Consider the following 21,690-nt stretch of genomic DNA (forward strand, 5'->3'; position numbering starts at 1 on the left):
CCGCGGATCCGGCGATCTTGATCAGCTTGCGGCAAGCGGCATCAGCGTCAACGCCTGCCTGGGCCACTACGGGAACGTGCCCACGGAACGCACCCGAAAACCACACAGCCCGACGGCTACCAGCCGCGCTCGGAGAGGCGGTGGGGGACCGGCTCGTCCTCGACGTTGATGCCGACCATGGCCTCGCCCAGGCCGCGGGAGACCTTGGCGATCACGTCGGGGTCGTCGTGGAAGGTGGTGGCCTTCACGATGGCGGCGGCGCGCTGGGCCGGGTTGCCGGACTTGAAGATGCCGGAGCCGACGAAGACGCCCTCGGCGCCGAGCTGCATCATCATGGCGGCGTCGGCCGGGGTGGCGATGCCGCCCGCGGTGAACAGCACGACCGGCAGCTTGCCCAGCTCGGCGACCTCCTTGACCAGCTCGTACGGCGCCTGGAGCTCCTTGGCGGCGACGTACAGCTCGTCCTCGGGCAGGGTCTGCAGCCGGCGGATCTCGGCCCGGATCCTCCGCATGTGGGTGGTGGCGTTGGAGACGTCGCCGGTGCCGGCCTCACCCTTGGAGCGGATCATGGCGGCGCCCTCGGTGATCCGGCGCAGCGCCTCGCCCAGGTTGGTGGCACCGCAGACGAACGGCACGGTGAACTGCCATTTGTCGATGTGGTTGGCGAAGTCGGCCGGAGACAGCACCTCGGACTCGTCGACGTAGTCGACGCCCAGCGCCTGGAGCACCTGGGCCTCGACGAAGTGGCCGATCCGGGCCTTGGCCATCACCGGGATGGAGACGGCGCCGATGATGCCCTCGATCATGTCGGGGTCCGACATGCGCGAGATGCCGCCCTGGGCGCGGATGTCGGCCGGCACGCGCTCCAGCGCCATGACCGCGACGGCTCCGGCATCCTCGGCGATCTTCGCCTGCTCGGCGTTGACCACGTCCATGATCACGCCGCCCTTGAGCATCTCCGCCATGCCGCGCTTGACGCGGGCGGTTCCGACAGCGGGCTGGTTCTCAGACATGGGGATTCGGCTCCTCGTGCGGGTTATCTGATGGACGCCGATCCTACGAAGCCGCGGAACGCGTTCCGATAGCCAATCGGCGGTGCGGTGGCCTGCTTTACCCCTCGGACGCGAGGAGAGCCGCCCTACGGGTGGCACTCCTCGCACAGCTCACAGCCTCAGCCGAGCAGGGTCGGGACCTTCTCGAACAGCTGGGTGGTGTAGGTCATCATCTCGCGGAGCATCCAGTTGCCGGTCAGCAGCAGGGCCGCGCCGATCGCCACCGCCTTCGGGACGAAGGACAGTGTCGCCTCCTGGATCTGCGTCACCGACTGGAACAGCGAGATGGCGAATCCGACCGCCAGCGCGGTCAGCAGCACCGGCGCCGACATCTTCGCCGCGATCGTCATGGCCTGCATCGCGATCTCCACCACCGTCGTGTCCGTCATGCCCGTCAGTTCGGGACCGGGCGAGATCCCCGGAGTGCGGAACGGGGGCGGCTCGGTTGCCGTTCGGTTGACTCCTCAAGTCGCCCGCGCTCCGGCCGCGCCTATTGTGGGGCGGTGAACATCGGAGTGCTGGCCCTGCAGGGCGACGTGCGTGAGCATCTTGCCGCGCTGGCCGAGTCGGACGTGCTGGCCCGGCCGGTCCGCCGTCCGGAGGAGCTCGCCGACGTCGACGGACTGGTGATCCCGGGCGGGGAGTCGACGGCCATCAGCAACCTGTCCGTCTCCTTCGGGCTGCTCGACCCGATCCGCGATCGGATCGCCGGCGGCATGCCGGTCTACGGCTCCTGCGCCGGCATGATCATGCTGGCCGCGAAGGTGCTGGACGGCCGTCCGGACCAGGAGTCGTTCCAGGGCATCGACATGACCGTGCGGCGCAACGCGTTCGGCCGGCAGGTCGACTCGTTCGAGGCGTCCGTGGAGATCGACGACGTCGCGGGCGGGCCGTTTCACGCCGTCTTCATCCGCGCCCCGTGGGTCGAGGAGGTCGGCGCGGACGTGCGGGTGCTGGGGCGCGTCGCCGAAGGTGCCGCCGCCGGTAGGATTGTGGCCGTTCGGCAGGGGAACCTGCTCGCCACGGCTTTCCACCCGGAGCTGACCGGCGACCTTCGTGTCCACCGGTACTTCGTCGAGATGGTCCGCCAGGCCGCACCCGTACGGTAGACACGGAGGTTACGCATGTCCGGCCACTCCAAGTGGGCGACGACCAAGCACAAGAAGGCCGTCATCGACGCCAAGCGCGGCAAGATGTTCGCCAAGTTGATCAAGAACATCGAGGTCGCGGCGCGGACCGGTGGTGGCGACCCGGCAGGTAACCCCACCCTCTACGACGCCATCCAGAAGGCGAAGAAGTCGTCGGTTCCGAACGACAACATCGACCGCGCGGTCAAGCGGGGCTCCGGCCTCGAGGCGGGCGGCGCCGACTGGCAGACGATCATGTATGAGGGTTACGGCCCGAACGGCGTCGCCATCCTGATCGAGTGTCTCACCGACAACCGCAACCGGGCCGCCACCGAGGTGCGCACCCGGCTGACCCGCAACAACGGCACCTTCGCCGACGCCGGCTCGGTGTCGTACCTGTTCAACCGCAAGGGCGTGGTGATCGTCCCGAAGGGTGAGCTGACCGAGGACGACATCATGCTCGCCGTGCTCGAGGCGGGCGCCGAGGAGATCAACGACCTCGGCGAGGAGTTCGAGGTGGTCAGCGAGCCGGGCGACCTGATCGCGGTGCGCACCGCCCTCCAGGGCGCCGGCATCGAGTACGACTCGGCCGAGTCCTCGCTGGTCCCCACCATGACGGTGGAGCTCGACGAGGAGGCGGCCCGCAAGGTCCTCAAGCTCGTCGACGTCCTGGAGGACTGCGACGACGTGCAGAACATCTACTCCAACGCCGACATCTCCGACGAGGTCATGGCGACCATCGACGCGTGAGCCGGACCATGCGGCGGGCCGGTCCGTTCGGGCCGGCCCGCCGTGTGCTCACGTCGGGCCGGTGCTGAGCCAGGCCATGTACTGGATCATGCCGAGGACCAGGAGCACGCTGCCGATCGCGTAACCGAGCGTCCGCCGGAGACGGCTGGCCAGCCAGGCGTGCACCCAGGCGATCTCGGCGTCGGCCAGCGAGTCCAGGGAGGCTCTCGCCGTACCCTCGATGACCGCGGCCTTGAGCAGCGCCAGGCTGGCGCCGGAGCCGCGGCGCGGGACCACCGGCTCCGGAGGGCGCAACACGCGCACCTCGACCTCGTAGACCTGGTCCTCGCGCCACTGCGCGGTCCGTGCCCGCAGGCGTTTGTGGACGTAGTCGTCGGTCCGGCGCAGCCACCGCAGCCGGCGCCAGTGCCCGGCCAGGTCGGTGAGCACGGCCAGGTAGATCTCCTCGAACACCGGAGCACCGCCGACCAGGCGGTACGCCTCGGCGCGCAACTCGGCGGCGTGCAACGTGACGAAGGCGACGTACTCCGGTGGCGGCTCGTCGTCCATCGGTGGAATGAGGTGCATACGAACCTCCCGTCCCCATCGTCGAGGCGTGTCGGCGGAAGCCGCAAGGGGCGTGCGTATTAGGGTGTCGAACACACGTACGCGAGGGGGAGGCAGTCTGTGCGCGTACTCGGCATCGATCCGGGGCTGACGAGATGCGGCGTCGGCGTCGTGGACGGGATGCCGGGCCGGCTCGGGAAGCTGATCGCCTACGACGTGGTCCGCAGCTCTCCGGACGAGGACATCTCCCAGCGCCTGCTGAACCTGGACCGCTCGCTGGCCGCCCTGGTCGAGCTGCACCGTCCGGACAGTGTCGCCGTCGAGCGGGTGTTCTCCCAGCACAACGCGCGGACCGTGATGGGCACGGCACAGGCCAGCGGGGTCGCGATCCTGGCCGGGGCGCGGGCCGGGCTGCCGGTGCAGACCTACACCCCGAGCGAGGTGAAGGCGGCCGTCACCGGCTCCGGCACCGCCGACAAGGCCCAGGTCACGGCCATGGTGACCCGGTTGCTGAGACTGTCCGCGCCGCCCAGGCCGGCCGACGCGGCCGACGCCATCGCCATCGCCATCTGCCACATCTGGCGCGGGGGCACCCGTGCCAGGATCGAAGCCGCAGCCCGCAGGAGCCTTCGATGATCGCCAGCGTCCGCGGTGTGGTCACCGCGATCCTCCATGACAGCGCCGTGGTCGAGGTCGGCGGTGTCGGCATGCGGGTCTTCTGCACCCCGAACACGCTGGCCGGGCTGCGCAGCGGCGCCGAGGCGCGGCTCGCCACCACGCTCATCGTGCGGGAGGACTCGCTCACCCTCTTCGGGTTCGCCGACGACGACGAACGACAGCTCTTCGAGCTGCTCCTGACGGCCAACGGCGTCGGTCCCCGGATCGCCCAGGCGGTCCTCGCGGTCCATCAACCCGATGCGGTACGCCGTGCGCTGTCCTCCGGCGACGTCGCGGCCCTCACGAAGGTCCCGGGCATCGGCAAACGCGGCGCCGAGAAGATGATCGTCGAGCTGAAGGACAAGATCGGCCCGATGCCGATCGGGGACTCCGGGTCGGCCGGGGTGCTGGCCGGCGCCTGGCAGGAGCAGGTTCGCCAGGGCGTGCTCGCGCTCGGCTGGACGGCGTCGCAGGCCGATCAGGCGGTGGCCGCGGTGGCCGAGACGATCGACGGCGAGACGCCGCCGGTCCCGGTCCTGCTGCGCCAGGCCATCCGGCTGTTGGGCAAGACCCGATGAGCGAGCTTGCGAGCGAATCAGTCAGCTCAGGTTTGAACTCATCGCGACGCCGGAGCGCAGCGGAGGTGGCGCGATGAGCGAGGATCTGGTGTCGCCGGACGCGTTCGACGAGGATCTGGACGCCGAGGCCAGCGTCCGTCCCCGCCGGCTGGCCGATTTTATCGCGCAGCACCGGGTCCGCGACCAGCTGGAGCTGCTGCTGAAGGCGTCCATGGGCCGGGGCACTCCGCCGGACCACATCCTGCTGTCCGGTCCGCCGGGTCTCGGTAAGACCACCCTGGCGAACATCGTGGCCGCCGAGTTGGGCACCGGGATCCGCACCACGAGCGGGCCGGTGATCGAGCGCTCCGGCGACCTGGCCGCGATCTTGACCGGGCTGGCCCCGGGCGACGTGCTGTTCATCGACGAGATCCACCGGATCGCGAAGCCGGCCGAGGAACTGCTCTACAGCGCCATGGAGGACTTCCGGGTCGACGTGGTGGTCGGCAAGGGCCCGGGCGCCACCGCGATCCCGCTGGACGTGGAGCCGTTCACGCTGGTCGGCGCGACCACCCGGGCCGGCCTGCTGTCCGGGCCGATGCGTGACCGGTTCGGTTTCGTGGCGCATCTGGACTTCTACTCGCACGAGGACCTGGACGTGCTGCTGCACCGGTCGGCCCGGATCCTCGGCGTGCGGATCACCCCGGAGGGGTCGGCGGAGATCGCCCGGCGGTCCCGGGGCACGCCGCGTATCGCCAACCGGCTGCTGCGCCGGGTCCGGGACTTCGCCGAGGTGCGTGCGGACGGTGTGATCACCGAGGAGGTGTCGAAGGCGGCCCTTCAGGTGTACGACGTCGACGCCCTCGGGCTGGACCGGCTGGACCGGGCGGTGCTGCGGGCGCTGATCGAGTCGTTCAAGGGCGGCCCGGTCGGTCTGTCGACGCTGGCCGTGGCGGTTGGTGAGCAATCCGACACGGTCGAGGAGGTGTGTGAGCCGTTCCTGGTCCGGGCGGGGTTGCTCGCGCGGACTCCGAGGGGCCGGGTCGCCACCGAGGCGGGCTGGGCGCATCTGGGCAAAACGCCACCGGCCGACGGCCGTCCGGGTGTCTTTCAGGGTGACCTGTTCGCCCGGGAAGCGTGATTATCCCTCGTGATGCGAACGTGACGTGTGCCGCATTCGTTATCTCAAGGTTGACCGATTAGACTCGCCGCCGTTCCAACCGGAACTCTGCATATCGCCGCAGGCGCCCGCCCACGATGCGCCGGCGGCTGACGGAAGGCTTTCTTCGTGCTCAAGGCAGCTGATCAAGCGAGCGGCGGCGGCAATATCTCATTCCTGCTGATCCTCGTTCTGCTCTTCGGGTTCATGTACTTCGTCATGATCCGTCCGCAGCAGAAGCGGCGCCGAGAAGCGATGAACATGCAGAACTCGCTGGGCCCGGGCGACGAGATCGTCACGATCGGCGGCCTGCACGGCACCGTCACCGGCATCGCCGACGACCAGGTCATGCTGGAGATCGCGCCCGGCGTCGAGGTCCGGTTCGCGCGTCCCGCGATCGCCCGTGTCGTTCAGAAGGCAGGCGAGGCCATCCCCGAGCCCGACGAGGCCCCATCGGCCGCGGACGAGCCGGAGAGCCCCGTCACCGAGACGCGCAAGCAGGACTGACCCGAAGCACCCCATCGCGCCGGTCCGGGTGAGGCTCCCGGAACGGCGTGCTCGCCCGCCGTTCGACCGTCGACGGCCGGTCACAGACAAAGAGTGCCGCGCCGTCGCGCGGCCGAAACACAGGGAGACCAAAAGCCGTGGCACGACCACCTCAGGGACAGATGCATCCTGGACGCCAGCTAGGCGTGCTCGGTCTGGTCTTCGTCGTCCTGTATCTGCTCGTCTTCTTCGCCGCCGGTGCGGAGGGCAGCTGGAAGCAGCGCCTCGAGCCGAAGCTGGGCCTCGACCTGATCGGTGGCACCCAGGCCACCTACATCGCCTCCCAGCAGGGCGCCCCGCCGAGTCCGGAGGACATGGAGCTGGCCCGGGAGATCATCGAGAGCCGGGTCAACGCTCTCGGCGTCTCCGAGGCCGAGGTGGTCATCCAGGGCAACAACACCATCGTCGTCTCCCTCGCCGGTAAGGCCGAGGAGCAGCTCAAGGGCCTGGAGCAGGCCGCGAACATGCGGTTCCGCCTGCTCACCGGCCTGACCGGGGACGTCGCGTCGGTCGCCCTCAACCCGCCGAGCCCGACGCCGAGCGCCTCGGCCAGTGGCAGCGCCGCCCCGGCCCCGTCCACCAGCGGCAGCGCCGCCCCGAAGGCGACCGGCAGCGCGAAGCCGTCGGCGACCCCGTCGACCGGTGGCCAGGGTGGTGGCGCCGCGGCGCCGGGCCCGAGCGTCGCCCCGTCGGGCAGCCCGTCCGTCAAGCCGTCCGCGACCCCGTCGGCCTCCGCGTCCGCGGCGGCGCCGGCCCCGGCCAGCGCGGACGTCAAGGAGCAGCGCGAGGCGATCAAGAAGAAGGTCGGCGCCGACGCCTGGGCCGCCGCCGAGAAGCTGACCGCGCCGGTGGACCTGAGCACCGACACCAAGGCCGGTCTGCCGTTCAAGCCGTTCTCCACGCTGACCGGTCCCGAGGTGGCCGCGCTCAGCCCGCAGATGCAGTTCAACATCCCGACGATCGGCTGCCAGCAGCTGAACGCGCGGCCGAACGGCTCGATCGACGCGGTCGACAGCGAGGTCGTCGCCTGCTTCCAGGGCGTCTACAAGGTGATGCTGGACAAGGCCGAGGTCGTCGGCGACGACATCGACGAGGCCAGCCCGCAGCTCGACACCACCCAGAACCAGTGGGTCGTCTCGCTCGACTTCAAGAGCGAGGGCCAGAAGAAGTGGGCCGCCCTCACCAAGAAGGCGTTCGAGGCCAAGGCCACCGACCCGTGCTTCGTCGCGGTCAGCTCGATGTACTCGGACGCCGAGCACTGCGCGGTGGCCGTGGTCCTGGACAAGGAGATCGTCTCCGCGCCGCAGATCCAGGCCGTGCTCACCGGCCAGTCGCAGATCACCGGTGACTTCAACGCGACGAGCGCCAAGAAGCTCGCCGACCAGCTGAACTTCGGCGCCATCCCGGTGACCTTCGACGCCGGCCCGGCGCAGACCGTCTCGGCGACCGTCGGTGGCCAGCAGTTGGAGGCGGGCCTGCTCGCCGCGGCGATCGGTCTCGGCCTGGTCGCGATCTACGCGTTCTTCTACTACCGGATGCTCGGCCTGGTGATCTTCCTGAGCCTGGGCCTGTCGGCACTGCTCACCTTCGGCGCCCTGGTGTTCCTGGGCCGTTCGATCGGTTTCACTCTGACGCTGGCCGGTATCGTCGGTTTCATCGTCTCACTGGGTGTCGCGGCGGACTCGTTCGTCATCTACTTCGAGCGTCTCAAGGACGAGATCCACGAGGGCCGGAGCCCGCGCAGCGCGGTTCCGCGGGCGTGGCACCGGGCCCGGCGCACGATCATCTCGGCGAACGCCATCACGATCATGTGTGCCGTGGTTCTCTACATCGTGTCGATCGGCCAGGTGCAGGGCCTCGCCTTCGCGCTCGGCCTGTCGACGGTGCTCGACCTGCTCGTGGTGTTCCTCTTCCGGCACCCGATCATGACGCTGCTCGCCAGCACCCAGGCGTTCCTGTCACCCAGGGTGAGCGGCCTCGGCCGCGCTCTGCGCCGCAGCCAGACCGAGGAGTCCGTCTCCTCGCGCGTGAAGGAGGCCTGACATGGCCGGATCCGGTTTCGCGACCCGCCTGTACCAGGGCGAGGCGAACATCAACATCGTGGGCCGCCGCAGGATGTGGTTCACCATCGCGGCGGCGCTCGTGGCGATCGCCATCGGCAGCTTCGCCATCAACCGTTTCCACCTGGGCATCGAGTTCGCCGGAGGCAGCGAGTTCAGCGTCCCGGGCCAGGTGGCCGGGCAGACCTTCGAGCAGGAGCGGATCTACGAGGCGGTGCGGACCGCGGTTCACGATGTGGAGCCGGACGCACAGGTCAACGCCGCACAGGAGGTCGGCAACGGGTCCGAGATCAACTACAAGATCCGGACCAGCGAGCTCTCCGCGAGCGAGATGGCGGAGGCCAAGACGGCCCTCGCCGCCGACCTCGGCGTGGAGGCCACCCAGATCAGCGACCAGCAGGTCTCCTCGGCCTGGGGTGGGGCGGTCATCGAGAAGGCCCTGCTCGGCCTGATCATCTTCTTGGTGCTGGTCACGGCGTACCTGGTGGTGCGCTTCGAGTGGCGGATGGCGGTGGCGGCACTCGCCTCGCTCTTGTTCGACCTGCTGTTCACGGCCGGCGTCTACTCGCTGGTCCAGTTCGAGCTCACGCCGTACACGGTGATCGGCTTCCTGACGATTCTCGGTTACTCGCTGTACGACGTGGTCGTGGTCTTCGACAAGGTCCAGGAGAACACCCGCGGCATCACCGCCGGCAGCTCCCGGACGTACGGCGAGGCCACCAACCTCGCGGTGAACCAGACCCTGATGCGCTCGCTGAACACCGGCCTGGTGGCGCTGCTGCCGGTCGGCGGCGTGCTCTTCATCGGTGCCGGCCTGCTCGGCGCGGGCACGCTGAAGGACCTGGGCCTGGTGCTCTTCGTCGGTATGGGCATCGGTGTCCTCTCCTCGATCCTGTTCGCCGCCCCGGTGCTGAGCGCGCTCAAGGACCGGGAGCCGAAGATCAAGGCGCACAACGCCCGGGTGCTGGCCCGCCGGGCGCAGCGTTCGGACGACGTGGCCCGTGGGGAGCGTTCCCGCCCGGCCAACGTCACCGAGTCGGACGAGGTGTCGGTGCTGGCCGGTACCACCACCCCGCGGCCGGGCGCGCGCCCGGTGCAGAAGCGGGGCGGCACGAACCGTCCGGGCACCAAGCGCCGCTGACCGACGGACGTCCCGGACGGCCCGCCACCTTCGCCGGTGGCGGGCCGTTCCGTCGGTGCCGGTCGGCGGATAGGGCGGCTGGACCACGCCTCGCTCCCGTCCCTCTCGGCAGGCGCTACGCTGTCCGCCGTGAGTAGCGAGATCCCACAGGTGACCGGTGACAGCGGACCCGAGATGGCGGCGCTGGTCGCCGGGGGCGCGGTCGATGTGCCGGACTTTCCCAAGCCGGGCATCGTCTTCAAGGATCTGATGCCCTTCTTCGGTGACGGCCCGACGTTTCGCAAGGTCGTCGACGGGATCGTCGCCCATTACGGGAGCGGCTCGTTCGACGTGGTGGCGGGGGTGGAGGCGCGCGGGTTCGTGGTGGCCGCGGCGATCGCGTACGCGACCGGTGTCGGCGTCGTCCCGGTCCGCAAGGCGGGCAAGCTGCCCCGGCCCGCCTTCTCCGCCTCGTACGCGCTGGAGTACGGCGAGGCCACCCTGGAGGTCACCGAGGACGCGTTCGTGCCCGGACAGCGCGTCCTGGTGGTCGACGACGTGCTCGCCACCGGTGGCACGGCGGTCGCGACGATGGATCTGGTGGAGCAGGCCGGCGGGGTGGTCGCCGGGTTCACCGTGCTGATGGAGCTGGGGTTCCTGAACGGCCGGGAGCGGCTCCACCCGCGCAAGGTACACGCACTTTTGACCGTTTGATCCCTCTTCGATGTTCTTCACCCGGCCGGGCCTGCTTATTCGTAGGTTCGGCCGGGGTACTCGGTAGGGCGGTGCGGGTAGGATGGGCGTTCCAAGAGATCCTGGCGAATCACGTTCTGGTGAGTCAGTTCCCGGCGAATTGGTGAGGAGGCCGGTGTCCAGCGACGTCGCCCCTCCGGCGGAGGGCACGGTGCAACCGACCCAGAATTCGGGCGATGGTACGCCCGGTGACAAGATCGCCGCCGGTGGCGATCTGGAGAACACCCAGCCGCTCTCGCCCGTGGACGAGCCGGGCAGCGGCTTCGGTCTGGCCAGCGCTCCCACCGGGCGGCGGGTGCGGGCCCGGCTGGCCCGCTTCAACGCCCCCTGGCAGAGCACGCAGGTCAGCGAGGTTCTCGAGCCACTCATCGCGACCCACCGCGCCAGCCATCCGAAGGCGGACGCCCGCGCGCTGCAGAAGGCGTTCGACGTGGCCGCCCGCTGGCACTCCGGGCAGTACCGCAAGTCCGGCGACCCGTACATCACGCATCCGCTCGCGGTGGCGACGATCCTGGCCAACCTGGGCATGGACACCACGACGCTGGTGGCCGCCCTGCTGCACGACACCATCGAGGACACCGACTACTCGCTGGAGAACATGCGCAACGACTTCGGCGCCGAGGTGGCGCTGCTGGTCGACGGCGTGACGAAACTCGACCGGGTCAAGCTCGGTGACGCGGCGAAGGCCGAGACCATCCGCAAGATGGTCGTCGCGATGGCCAAGGACCCACGGGTGCTGGTCATCAAGCTGGCCGACCGGCTGCACAACATGCGCACCCTGACCTTCCTGCCCCGCGCCAAGCAGGAGCAGAAGGCCAAGGAGACGCTGGAGATCCTGGCCCCGCTGGCCCACCGCCTCGGTATGAACACGATCAAGTGGGAGCTGGAGGACCTGGCGTTCGGCACCCTCTTCCCCAAGCGGTTCGAGGAGATCAACCGCCTGATCGGGGAGCACCAGCCGCAGCGTGAGGCGCTGCTGCGCCAGGTGACCAACCGGGTCCAGCTCGACCTGAAGTCGGCGAAGATCAAGGCCGAGGTGACCGGCCGTCCCAAGCATCTGTACTCGATCTATCAGAAGATGATCGTCCGGGGCCGCGACTTCAACGACATCTACGACCTGGTCGGCGTCCGCATCCTGGTCGACACGGTCCGCGACTGCTACGCCGCGCTGGGCGTCATCCACGCGAACTGGCAGCCGGTGCCGGGCCGGTTCAAGGACTACATCGCGATGCCGAAGTTCAACATGTACCAGTCGTTGCACACGACGGTCATCGGCCCGACCGGCAAGCCGGTCGAGATGCAGATCCGCACCTTCGCCATGCACCGGACCGCCGAGTTCGGCATCGCCGCGCACTGGAAGTACAAGGAGCAGAAGGGCGCGACGATCGTCGGCCCGCCGGCGCACATCGACGAGATGACCTGGCTGCGGCAGCTGCTCGACTGGCAGCGCGAGGCGAGCGACCCGTCGGAGTTCCTCGACGCGCTGCGGTTCGACCTCTCCAGCCAGGAGGTCTACGTCTTCACGCCGAAGGGCGACGTGATCCCGCTGCCGACCGGGTCCACCCCGGTCGACTTCGCCTACGCGGTGCACACCGAGGTCGGGCACAAGTGCATCGGCGCCCGGGTCAACGGCAAGCTGGTGCCGCTGGAGTCCCCGCTGTCCAACGGCGACGTGATCGAGATCTTCACGTCCAAGTCGGCGACGGCCGGTCCCACGCAGGACTGGCTCGGCTTCGTGAAGAGCCCGCGCGCCCGGACCAAGATCCGGCAGTACTTCAACAAGGAGCGCCGCGAGGAGGCGATCGAGGACGGCAAGGAGGCGATCGTCAAGGCGATGCGCAAGCAGGGCCTGCCCCTGCAGCGCATGCTGACCAGCGAGAACCTCATGACCATCGCCCGCGACCTGCACCTGGCCGACGTGGCCTCGCTGTATGCCGCGGTCGGTGAGAGCACCGTCTCCGCCCAGTCGGTCGTGCAGAAACTGGTCGCCGGGTTCGGCGGCGAGGAGGGCGCGGTCGAGGACATCGCCGAGACCGCCGTCGCCACCCGTCCGCCCCGCAACCGCAGCTCCGCGCAGGATCCGGGCGTCGTGGTGAAGGGCGTCTCGGACGTCTGGGTGAAACTGGCCCGCTGCTGCACCCCGGTGCCCGGTGACGCGGTGTTCGGTTTCGTGACCCGTTCCGGTGGGGTGAGCGTGCACCGGGAGGACTGCGCCAACGCGGAGGACCTGCGCGAGCAGGCCGAGCGGGTGGTCGAGGTCAGCTGGAAGCCGACGTCGGCGTCGACGTTCCTGGTGGCGATCCAGGTGGAGGCGCTCGACCGGCACAAACTGCTGGCCGACGTCACCCGGGTGCTGTCCGAGGAGCGGGTGAACATCCTGTCCGCGACGGTCACCACGACCCGCGACCGGGTGGCGGTGAGCCGGTTCACCTTCGAGATGGCCGACCCGAAACACCTGGGCCACCTGGTGGCGGCGGTCCGGAAGGTGGACGGCGTGTTCGACGCCTACCGGGTCACGTCCGGCGCGTAGCCCGTACCAGAGCGAGAAAGAAGGGCGACCCCCGCGGGGATCGCCCTTCTTCGCTGAGCTGGAGGGTCAGGAGACCGTCATGGTCTTGATGAGGAGTTCCTTCTTGGGGCGCCCGCCGCCGGGGTTGGGCTCGAACTTGCCGTCGTCGCCGGCCTTGATCACGTCCTTGACGATGTCCAGGCCCTTGGTGATGGTCCCGAGCAGCGTGTAGTTCGGCGGGAGCTGGGTGTCCTCGGAGCAGATGAAGAACTGGCTGCCGGTGCTGTTCGGCATGTTGGTGTTCGCCATCGCGATGGAGCCGGCCGGGTACGGCTTCGCCGTGTCGGTCGGCAGGTTCTCCTCGGCCATGGTGTAGCTGGGGCCGCCCTGGCCGTCGGTGTCGCGGTAGCCCTCGCCGGTGGCGAACGGGTCACCGCACTGGAGCACCTTGAAGGAGTCCTTGTTGACCATGCGGTGGCACTTGGTGTTGTCGAGGAACTTCTGCGCCGCCAGGTGCTTGAAGCTGCCGCCGGTGCAGGGGGCCTTGGCGAGGTCGATGTTGGCCTCGATGACGCCCAGGCCGGTGTCGAAGGTGAGGGTGCTGGTCCCGGTGTTCGGCACGTTGACCGGCGGGAGGCCGACGTCCTTCACCTTGCCGCCGCTGGCCTCGTCGGCCGGGGTCCAGGTGCAGTTGACCGTGCCCGCGGCGGGCCCGGCCGCCTCGGTCTTCTCGTCCTTCTGCAGGGCGCGGACGACGAAGAACGCCACGCCGGCGATGAGGATGACCGCGGCCGCCGAGCCGACGATCGCCTGGCGCTGACGGCGCTTGCGTGCGGCCGCCGAGCGCTCGGCCATCTCCTTCTCGAGCCGGGCACGCGCTGCCGCGCGCTGCCGGTCCTTGATCGACGACACGGTCTCCTCCATGCTGCTGCTCTCGTCCTTCACGAAATCACGACTCCGCGCTCGGCGCGGGGGCCGCGCTGGCGGCCGCCGCACCGACGGTCAGAGTCTTGACGGTGATCTTGTCCTTGGGCTTGACCTTCGCTCCGGCGGAGTTCTCGACCGTGGGGATCTTCGCGATGGCGGCGAGCGTGTCCAGCCCGCCGGTCACCTGGCCGATGATCGAGTACTCCGGGTCGCCGGTGGGGGTGTAGTCCTTGTGGAAGATCAGGAACTGGCTGCCGTTGCTTCCCTTCGGGTTGCCGATCAAGGCGACTGTGCCCTTCGGGTAGACCACCTCGGCGGCCGGCGCGGCACTCGCGCTCGGCGCCGGGGACGGCTGGGCCGGAAGGTTCTCGTCGTAGTAGCTGTAGGTCGGCCCGCCCTGGCCGGTGCCGCTCGGGTCACCGCAGCGCAGCGCGCCCTCGGTGGTCAGCTCGTGGCACTCGGTGTTGTCGAAGAAGGCCCGTCCGGCCAGATAGGTGAAGCTGGCCGTGGCGCACGGGGAACTCGTCACGTCGAGACTCACCACGATCGGTGCGCCCTTGTCGGTGGTGACCGTCATCGTCTCGGTGCCCTCTTCGGGCAGGTCCTTGGTGGGCGGGGTGCCGACCTCTTTGAGGTCCGGGTTCGTCTGTGGGTTCTGCGGCGTCCACAGGCAGACGTCCGAGGCGGCGGTGTCGACGGGCTCCTCGCTGTCGAACACGCCGCCGATCCAGGCGCCGCCGACGGCGATGAGGAGCACCGCCAGAGTGGCGCCGACCCCTGCCGAGATCCGGCGACGGCGGCGCTCACGCTCGGCCCGGCGGGCCTGCTGCCGCTCGTATTTCGCCCGCGCGAGTTTGCGCTGCCGGTCCTTGCTGGAAGCCACCGAACGCTGTCCCTTCCCGGTACGTGTCAAGGGGTGCGGCACGCCACACGACCCGCAAGAGTGTACGGGTACCTCCTGAGAAAGTGGCGTGCGCCCGCCCGGCTACTCTCGTTACGATTCGCACCCACCCTCGAGAGGTTGCCCTCGTGCTCGTCACCGGCTTTCCGGCCCAGGCTTTCGGCACCAATTGCTACGTCGTCGCCGCGGGTCCCGGAGAGCAGTGCCTGATCGTGGATCCGGGCATCGGCGTGCTGGATCAGCTCGACGACGTCCTCGCCCAGCACCGGCTGTCACCGGCCGCGGTGCTGCTCACCCACGGGCACCTGGACCACACCTTCTCGGTGGCGCCGGTGTGCGGGGCGCGCGGCATCACGGCCTACGTGCACCCGGACGACCGGGAGATGCTCGCCGATCCGGCCAAGGGACTGAGCGCCGACATGACGGCCATGTTCGGGGGCCGCTTGGCGTACAGCGAGCCGGACGACGTCGCGGAGCTCACCGACGGCGCGACCCTGACCCTGGCGGGCATCGAGATCACCGTCGACCACGCGCCCGGCCATACCGGCGGGTCGGTGCTGTTCCGCCTGCCGGGCGAGAGTTCCTCCTGGGACGCTGAGGAACTCTGTCTCTCCGGGGACGTGCTCTTCGCGGGATCCATCGGGCGCACCGACCTGCCGGGCGGCAGCACCCCGACGATGATGGCCAGCCTGCGGGACAAGATCCTGCCGCTGGCCGACGACACCGTCGTGCTGCCCGGCCACGGACCGGCCACCACCATCGGCCGTGAGCGCGCGTCGAACCCGTATCTGCGGGAGCTGATCGCCGCGCCCGGCCGCTTCCTGTAGGAGAGATACCCAGTGCCCATTTCCGGCTTCCCCGAGTGGCTGCCGTCGCAGCGCATCATCGAGCAGAGGGTCCTCGACAAGATCCGGTCCACCTTCGAGCTGTACGGTTTCGCCCCGCTGGAGACCCGTGCCGTCGAGCCGCTGGACACCCTGCTGTCCAAGGGGGAGACCTCGAAGGAGGTCTACCTGCTGCACCGCCTCCAGGAGGAGGAGGGCGCCAAACGGGAGGACCAGCTCGGCCTGCACTTCGATCTGACCGTGCCGTTCGCGCGGTTCGTCACGGAGAACAACGGCAAGCTCCAGTTCCCGTTCCGGCGCTACCAGATCCAGAAGGTGTGGCGTGGCGAGCGCCCGCAGGAGGGCCGCTACCGCGAGTTCCTCCAGGCCGACATCGACGTGGTCAACCGGGACACGCTGCCGTTCCACTACGACACCGAGATGCCCCTGGTGATCGGTGACGTGTTCCGCTCGCTGCCGATCCCGCCGGCGACCATCCTGGTCAACAACCGCAAGATCTGCGAGGGCTTCTACCGCGGCCTGGGCCTCGCGGACACGGCGCAGGTTCTGCGTACGGTCGACAAGCTCGACAAGATCGGCCCGGAGAAGGTGGCGGCGGCCCTGGTCGAGACCGCGGGCGCCACCGACGCGCAGGCGGAGCAGTGCCTGCGGCTGGCCGGGATCTCCACGTCCGACGGATCGTTCGTGGATCGGGTCCGTGCCCTCGGGGTCACCGACCCGATGCTCGACGAGGGCCTCGGCGAGCTGTTGCAGGTGGTGGAGGCGGCCAACGAGCACGCGCCCGGCCTGGTCCGCGCGGAACTCAAGATCGCCCGTGGTCTGGACTACTACACCGGCACGGTCTACGAGACCCTGCTCGAGGGCTACGAGCGGTTCGGTTCGGTCACCTCGGGCGGCCGTTACGACAACCTGGCGTCGGTGGGCAACACCCGCTTCCCCGGCGTCGGCATCTCCATCGGGGTGTCCCGCCTGCTGGGCCTGCTGTTCGGCCAGGACGCGCTGACCGTCTCCCGGTCGGTGCCGACCTGTGTCGTGGTCGCCCTGCCCAGCGACGACAAGCGGGCCGAGTGTGACCGGATCGCCGCGGCGCTGCGCCGCCGGGGCATCCCGACCGAGGTGGCGCCGACCGCCGCGAAGTTCGGCAAGCAGATCCAGTTCGCCGACCGGCGCGGGATTCCCTACGTGTGGTTCCCCGGTGAGCCGGACACGGTCAAGGACATCCGCTCCGGCGAGCAGATCGAGGCGGACGCGGAGACCTGGCAGCCGGCGGCCGGCGACCTCCACCCGAACGTGTCCGCGCGCTGACTAAGGGGCATCACGGGCTGGTCCGGCGGTTACCTTGATGGGATGCCGCTGGACCAGACCACCCTGCTCCTGGAGCTGGAGCCCGTCGTCGCCGCGAACCTCGACCGGCACCTGGCGCTCGCCAGGGAATGGTTCCCGCACGAGTACGTGCCGTGGAGCGAGGGCCGCACCTTCGACGGTCTCCTCGGGGGCGAGCAGTGGCGGCCGGACGACTCGAAGTTGCCGGACGCCGCCCGTACCGCGCTGATCGTCAATCTCCTCACCGAGGACAACCTGCCCTCGTACCACCACGAGATCGCCACCCTGTTCGGCCGGGACGGCGCGTGGGGGACCTGGGTGCACCGGTGGACCGCCGAGGAGGGCCGGCACGGCGTCGCGATCCGGGACTACCTGACCGTCACCCGTGGTGTGGACCCGGTCGAGCTGGAGCGCGCCCGGATGGACCACATGCAGTCCGGCTACGTCAACCGGCACGGGCACGACATGCTGCACTCCATCGCCTACGTCGCCTTGCAGGAGCTGGCCACCCGGATCTCGCACCGCAACACCGGGCGGGCCACCGGCGACCCGATCGCCGAGCAGCTGCTGGCCCGGGTGGCCGCCGACGAGAACCTGCACATGGTCTTCTACCGCAACCTGATGGGCGCGGCCTTCGAGCTGGCACCGGACCGGGCGATGCGGGCGGTCGCCGACGTGACCGCCGACTTCCAGATGCCGGGGGCGAACATCGCCGGTTTCGGGCGCAAGGCGGTCGCCATCGCCCTGGCCGGGATCTACGACCTGCGCCAGCACCGGGACGAGGTGCTCGCCCCGGTGCTGCGGCAGTGGAACGTCTGGGACCGTACCGATCTGCGGGGTGACGGTGAGCGGGCGCGCGAGGAGCTCGCCGTGCGGATGAGCGAGCTGGAGACGCAGGCGGCGCGCTTCGAGGAGAAGCGGGAGGCCCGTCGCCGGCGGCTCGCGTAGGGCTGTCGCGGCAGGGCCTAGGTCCAGGATTAGCCGGATGTTTCGTATTTGTTCCGATTAACCTCAACAGTGGCTCGAGGCTCTGCTGAGGAGGGGCGGTGGACGGAAGCGTCGATCCGCACCACGGCCGGCTGCTCGTCATGGGCGGCGCGGCGGGCCCCGCGCTGCTCGGCAGGTTCGTGGAACTCGCCGGATCGGCCACCGCGCGGATCGTGGTCATCGCCACCGCGAGCGATTCCCCGGAGAGCACCGAGGCCGCCTACCTGGAGGGATTCGCGGCACTGGGCGCCGGCGAGGTCCGGGCCCTGCGACTGGAGAACCGGCTCGCCGCCAACGCGCCGGAGACCGCCTCGGTGCTGCGCGCCGCCACCGGCGTCTTCTTCACCGGCGGCGACCAGGAACGGATCACCGGTGTGCTGGGTGGCACCGCCACCGACACGCTGCTGCACACCCTGGTCGGCGAGGGGCGCATGGTGCTCGCCGGGACCAGCGCGGGCGCCGCCATGATGTCCGCCACCATGATCACCGGCGGGAACCGCGCCGGTGTGACCGCGGACGGTGTGCACACCGGGCCGGGACTCGAGTTCCTGCCGTGCGTGCTGATCGACCAGCACTTCGCCGAGCGGGGCCGGCTCAACCGGCTGCTCAGCGCGGTCGCCCGCTACCCGCACGAGCTGGGTGTGGGCATCGACGAGGACACCGCCATCCTGACCGGGGGCGACACCTTCGAGGTCCTCGGCAGCGGCGCGGTGACGGTGGTCGACGCCGGCGCCGCGACCGACATCCGGGTTCCGCCGTCCGGGCCGATCACGCTCGCCGGAGCCCGCATCCACGTGCTGCCCGCCGGCTGCACCTTCCATCTCCCGGGCCGCCGACCCGTCACCGGCCCGCCCCCAGAACGGGAACCAGCCGCATGAAGATCGAGAGTTTACGCCGCCTGCGCGGTCCCAACGTCTACCTGTCCCGGCCGGCCGTGGTGGCCCGGCTGCGGCTCGAGGAACTCGCCGGCGTGGAGACCACCGACGTCACCGGGTTCACCGAACGTCTGTTACGGGCGGTGCCCGGCCTGGCCGAGCATCACTGTGCCGCCGGGGCCCCCGGCGGGTTCGTGAGCCGGCTGCGCAACGGAACCTACTTCGGCCACGTCACCGAGCACGTCTGCATCGAGTTGTCGCAGCTCATCGGACGGAACATCAGCTTCGGCCGGACCGTCGCGGCGGACCGGCCCGGCGTCTACGACGTGATCATGGAGTGCCCGGTCGACGAGTCGGCCGAGTCGTCGGTGCCGGGCGAGCTGCTGGAGACGGCGGTCGGCCTGGTCCTCGAGGTGCACAGCGGCTCCGGCCCGCCGGCGAACGTGCTCGCCGAGCGGCTCTCCGGGCTGGCCGAGCTGGCCGAGCGGGAGGCCACCGGGCCGAGCACCCGGTCGATCATCGAGGGCGCCCGGCGCCGTGGCATCCCGGTGGAACGGTTCGACGACCTGAGCCTGGTCCGGCTGGGCTGGGGCCACCGGCGCCGGCTGGCCTGGGCCGCCATGACCGACCGCACCAGCGCGGTGGGCGTGGACATCGCCGGGGACAAGCACGTCACCCGGCGGCTGCTCGACGAAGCCGGTATCCCGGTCGCGCCCGGCGGCGCGGCCACCACCGCCGCCGAGGCGGTGAACCTGCTCGCCGACCTGGGCGCCCCGGTGGTGGTCAAGCCCCGGCACGGCCGGCACGGGCACCGGGTGGCGCTGAATCTCGGCACCCCGGCCGAGGTCGAGCGGGCCTGGGACGCGATCGGCGGCGACGTCGTGGTGGAGCGGCAGCTCGGCGGCCGGGACTACCGGGTCCTGGTGGTGGCCGGCGAGGTGGTGGCGGCCGCGGAACGGGTCGCCGCGCACGTCGTCGGTGACGGCCGGGCCACGATCGCCGAGCTGGTCGCGCGGGTCAACGCCGATCCGCGCCGGGGCACCGGGCACTCCCGGGTGCTCACCCGGATCACGCTGGACGAGGAGGCGGAGCGGGTGCTGCGCCGTGCCGGTCACGACCCCGGGTCGATCCCGGGCGACGGCCGGGTGGTCCGGCTGCGCGACGCCGCCAACCTGTCCACCGGCGGCACCAGCCGGGACGTCACCGACCAGGTGCACCCGGACGTGACCCGGCTCTGCCAGCGGGTGGCCGCCCTAGTCGGGCTGGACATCGCCGGGATCGACCTGCGCCTGCCCGACATCGCCGCCCCGGTGCCGCCCACCGGCGAGCCGGCCACCGCCGGGGTGATCGAGGTGAACGCCGTGCCCGGGCTGCGGATGCACCTGGCGCCGGTGCACGGCCGGGCCCGGGACGTGGGCGACGCGATCGTCCGGGCCATGTTCCCGGGCGGATCGGACGGGCGGATCCCGGCCGTCGCGATCACCGGCACCAACGGCAAGACGACGGTGACCCGGCTGACCGCCCACCTGCTCAGCGGCAGCGGCATGCGGGTCGGCATGACGAGCACCGACGGGGTCGCCATCGACGGCCGGATCGTCCAGGTCGCGGACGCCACCGGGCCACGGTCGGCGCAGATGGTGCTCGGTGACCCGCAGGTGGAGGTGGCGGTCCTGGAGACGGCGCGCGGCGGGCTGCTGCGGCGCGGTCTCGGCTACGACTGGTCCGACGTCGGGGTGATCACCAACATCACGGCCGACCACCTGGGCCAGGACGGGCTCGACTCGATCGAGGATCTGGCGCACGTCAAGGCGGTGGTGGCCGAGCGGGTCCGGGACGGCGGGACGCTGGTCCTCAACGCCGACGACCCGTGGGTGCGCAGCCTGGCCGGGCGCCCCCGGGTGCGCGCGGACCGTAAACGGCTGATCTGGTTCGGCCTGGACACCGGCAACCCGGTGCTCGGGGAGCATCTGGCCCGGGGCGGGGCGGCGTACGTGCTGCACGACGGCTGGCTGGTGCAGGCGACCGGCGCGCGGCGTACGCCCCTGGTGCGGTTGGCGGAGGTTCCGGGCGCGTACGGCGGGGCGGCCCTGCACGTGGCCGCCGACACGCTCGCCGCGATCGCCGCTGCCCGGGCCCTGGGCGCCCGCCCGGAGAACCTGGCGGACCGGCTCGCCGAGTTCGATCCGAGCGTGGAGAACCCGGGCCGGGGCACCCTGTTCCGGATCGGGGAGGGCGCTGCCCAGGTGTCGGTGTTCGCCGACTACGCGCACAATCCGGCGGCTCTGGCGGCGACGCTGAGGACGCTGCACCGGCTGTGGGGCGCGGAGCGCTGCGTCGCGGCCGTCACGCTGCCGGGGAACCGCCGGGAGGATCTGCTGGCGGCCTCGGCGCAGGTGCTCGCGGACGGCCTGACCCGGGTGGTGCTCTACGAGGACCAGGACCGGTGCGGCCGGGCGGCCGGCGAGGTGTCGGCGCTGGTGGAGCGGGAGATGCGGGCTCGCCGCCCGCAGTTGACGGCGGTGCGTGCGGACGGTTACCGGGCCGCGGTCGCCGCGGCGTTGCGGCTGGCCGTGCCGGGCGAGGTGGTCCTGGTGATCTACGAGAAGTGGGGGCCGATGCGGGACTGTCTCGCCGAGCTGGGCGCGGTGCCGGCCGGCGGGGCTCCGGTGATGAGCGGTGTCACGCGACCGCCGTCGCGGGCCGCCGGGGCGGCTCTCCAGGTCGCCCGGACTCTCACCGGGCTGCCGGTGCGCCTGTGACCTGATTGACAGATCATGGACAGACTCGATCTCTCTCTGTAGTGATCAGTTGACCGATCGTGAATCCTTCCTTTTTGGACTCACTCGGAAGGTTGAGAGTGAAAGTTCCGACGAAGCGGGCATTCGCTTCGCGTTGCCGTGGCGCTATGTGGCGGCCTCGTGTCGGAAAGCCCTTTCCGGTACGCGCAAACCCCCCGTACGTGGGGCTCCTGTGACCGAACTGACGGTAATGATGCG

The 21,690-nt window shown here is 70.3% G+C and carries 20 protein-coding genes; 15 read left to right on the top strand and 5 right to left on the bottom strand.

Translation table 11 applies throughout. From position 1 onward, the window contains the following. Positions 1 to 116 precede the first annotated feature (116 nt). Together pdxS and fliQ are read right to left on the bottom strand one after the other, a co-directional pair. Complete coding sequence (pdxS, locus tag AB0I88_RS13245) at positions 117 to 1,013, bottom strand: pyridoxal 5'-phosphate synthase lyase subunit PdxS (protein WP_220147655.1); 897 nt, start codon at positions 1,011 to 1,013, stop codon at positions 117 to 119. A gap of 158 nt (positions 1,014 to 1,171) precedes the next feature. After that, entirely contained in the window at positions 1,172 to 1,441 is a 270-nt protein-coding gene (fliQ, locus tag AB0I88_RS13250; protein ID WP_361022355.1) for a flagellar biosynthesis protein FliQ, read from the bottom strand. A gap of 114 nt (positions 1,442 to 1,555) precedes the next feature. Between fliQ and pdxT the strand changes: the two genes are divergently transcribed. Continuing rightward, positions 1,556 to 2,161: a pyridoxal 5'-phosphate synthase glutaminase subunit PdxT gene (gene pdxT, locus AB0I88_RS13255; protein WP_361022358.1), complete on the top strand. Its 606-nt coding sequence runs from the start codon at positions 1,556 to 1,558 to the stop codon at positions 2,159 to 2,161. Between the two features lie 15 nt (positions 2,162 to 2,176). Further along, positions 2,177 to 2,929 (top strand): YebC/PmpR family DNA-binding transcriptional regulator, encoded by a 753-nt coding sequence (locus tag AB0I88_RS13260; RefSeq protein ID WP_361022361.1) that lies wholly within the window; start codon positions 2,177 to 2,179, stop codon positions 2,927 to 2,929. 48 nt (positions 2,930 to 2,977) lie between these two features. Here AB0I88_RS13260 and AB0I88_RS13265 read toward each other — a convergent pair whose 3' ends face one another. After that, a complete protein-coding gene (locus AB0I88_RS13265) occupies positions 2,978 to 3,496 on the bottom strand; it encodes a hypothetical protein (protein WP_361022364.1) in 519 nt (172 codons plus the stop codon). Positions 3,497 to 3,595: 99 nt separating this feature from the next. Here AB0I88_RS13265 and ruvC point away from each other — a divergent pair, with 99 nt between their 5' ends. The 8 genes from ruvC (at position 3,596) to AB0I88_RS13305 (ending at position 12,857) form a co-directional block, all read left to right on the top strand. Next, positions 3,596 to 4,111, top strand: a complete 516-nt coding sequence (gene ruvC, locus AB0I88_RS13270) for a crossover junction endodeoxyribonuclease RuvC (protein ID WP_361022367.1) — start codon at positions 3,596 to 3,598, stop codon at positions 4,109 to 4,111. Next, the gene (gene ruvA / locus AB0I88_RS13275) at positions 4,108 to 4,710 is read left to right on the top strand and encodes a Holliday junction branch migration protein RuvA (RefSeq protein ID WP_361022370.1); all 603 of its coding nucleotides are present in this window, start codon (positions 4,108 to 4,110) and stop codon (positions 4,708 to 4,710) included. The genes ruvC and ruvA overlap by 4 nt, the downstream gene beginning before the upstream one ends. A 73-nt stretch (positions 4,711 to 4,783) precedes the next feature. Next, positions 4,784 to 5,830, top strand: coding sequence for a Holliday junction branch migration DNA helicase RuvB (gene ruvB, locus AB0I88_RS13280; RefSeq protein WP_361022373.1), 1,047 nt, complete (start codon positions 4,784 to 4,786; stop codon positions 5,828 to 5,830). Positions 5,831 to 5,977: 147 nt separating this feature from the next. Further along, a complete protein-coding gene (gene yajC, locus AB0I88_RS13285) occupies positions 5,978 to 6,355 on the top strand; it encodes a preprotein translocase subunit YajC (RefSeq protein WP_361022376.1) in 378 nt (125 codons plus the stop codon). Between the two features lie 161 nt (positions 6,356 to 6,516). Beyond that, positions 6,517 to 8,436: a protein translocase subunit SecD gene (secD, locus tag AB0I88_RS13290; protein WP_361022684.1), complete on the top strand. Its 1,920-nt coding sequence runs from the start codon at positions 6,517 to 6,519 to the stop codon at positions 8,434 to 8,436. Position 8,437: 1 nt separating this feature from the next. Then, positions 8,438 to 9,595: a protein translocase subunit SecF gene (gene secF / locus AB0I88_RS13295; RefSeq protein ID WP_361022379.1), complete on the top strand. Its 1,158-nt coding sequence runs from the start codon at positions 8,438 to 8,440 to the stop codon at positions 9,593 to 9,595. 174 nt (positions 9,596 to 9,769) lie between these two features. Beyond that, entirely contained in the window at positions 9,770 to 10,288 is a 519-nt protein-coding gene (locus tag AB0I88_RS13300; RefSeq protein ID WP_361022687.1) for an adenine phosphoribosyltransferase, read from the top strand. Positions 10,289 to 10,442: 154 nt separating this feature from the next. Next, positions 10,443 to 12,857, top strand: coding sequence for a bifunctional (p)ppGpp synthetase/guanosine-3',5'-bis(diphosphate) 3'-pyrophosphohydrolase (locus AB0I88_RS13305; protein ID WP_361022382.1), 2,415 nt, complete (start codon positions 10,443 to 10,445; stop codon positions 12,855 to 12,857). Between the two features lie 66 nt (positions 12,858 to 12,923). Here AB0I88_RS13305 and AB0I88_RS13310 read toward each other — a convergent pair whose 3' ends face one another. Further along, positions 12,924 to 13,748 carry a peptidylprolyl isomerase gene (locus AB0I88_RS13310; RefSeq protein ID WP_361022690.1) on the bottom strand — a complete coding sequence of 275 codons (825 nt, stop codon included), beginning with the start codon at positions 13,746 to 13,748 and terminating at the stop codon, positions 12,924 to 12,926. Positions 13,749 to 13,785: 37 nt separating this feature from the next. Then, positions 13,786 to 14,646, bottom strand: a complete 861-nt coding sequence (locus tag AB0I88_RS13315) for a peptidylprolyl isomerase (protein WP_361022385.1) — start codon at positions 14,644 to 14,646, stop codon at positions 13,786 to 13,788. A 146-nt stretch (positions 14,647 to 14,792) separates the two neighbouring features. On the opposite strand from AB0I88_RS13315, the gene AB0I88_RS13320 reads away from it, so the two are divergent. The 5 genes from AB0I88_RS13320 to cphA all read left to right on the top strand — a co-directional run bounded on the left by AB0I88_RS13320 (position 14,793) and on the right by cphA (position 21,453). Beyond that, the gene (locus AB0I88_RS13320) at positions 14,793 to 15,491 is read left to right on the top strand and encodes an MBL fold metallo-hydrolase (RefSeq protein WP_361022388.1); all 699 of its coding nucleotides are present in this window, start codon (positions 14,793 to 14,795) and stop codon (positions 15,489 to 15,491) included. Positions 15,492 to 15,503: 12 nt separating this feature from the next. Further along, positions 15,504 to 16,814 (top strand): histidine--tRNA ligase, encoded by a 1,311-nt coding sequence (gene hisS / locus AB0I88_RS13325; RefSeq protein ID WP_361022391.1) that lies wholly within the window; start codon positions 15,504 to 15,506, stop codon positions 16,812 to 16,814. A gap of 42 nt (positions 16,815 to 16,856) precedes the next feature. Beyond that, the gene (locus AB0I88_RS13330; RefSeq protein ID WP_361022394.1) at positions 16,857 to 17,780 is read left to right on the top strand and encodes an acyl-ACP desaturase; all 924 of its coding nucleotides are present in this window, start codon (positions 16,857 to 16,859) and stop codon (positions 17,778 to 17,780) included. 98 nt (positions 17,781 to 17,878) lie between these two features. Then, positions 17,879 to 18,697 (top strand): cyanophycinase, encoded by an 819-nt coding sequence (locus AB0I88_RS13335; protein WP_361022397.1) that lies wholly within the window; start codon positions 17,879 to 17,881, stop codon positions 18,695 to 18,697. Then, the gene (gene cphA, locus AB0I88_RS13340; RefSeq protein WP_361022400.1) at positions 18,694 to 21,453 is read left to right on the top strand and encodes a cyanophycin synthetase; all 2,760 of its coding nucleotides are present in this window, start codon (positions 18,694 to 18,696) and stop codon (positions 21,451 to 21,453) included. The genes AB0I88_RS13335 and cphA overlap by 4 nt, the downstream gene beginning before the upstream one ends. Positions 21,454 to 21,690 lie beyond the last annotated feature (237 nt).

Source organism: Actinoplanes sp. NPDC049802 (genome assembly GCF_040656595.1).
In the GTDB taxonomy this organism is placed as follows: Bacteria; Actinomycetota; Actinomycetes; order Mycobacteriales; family Micromonosporaceae; genus Actinoplanes.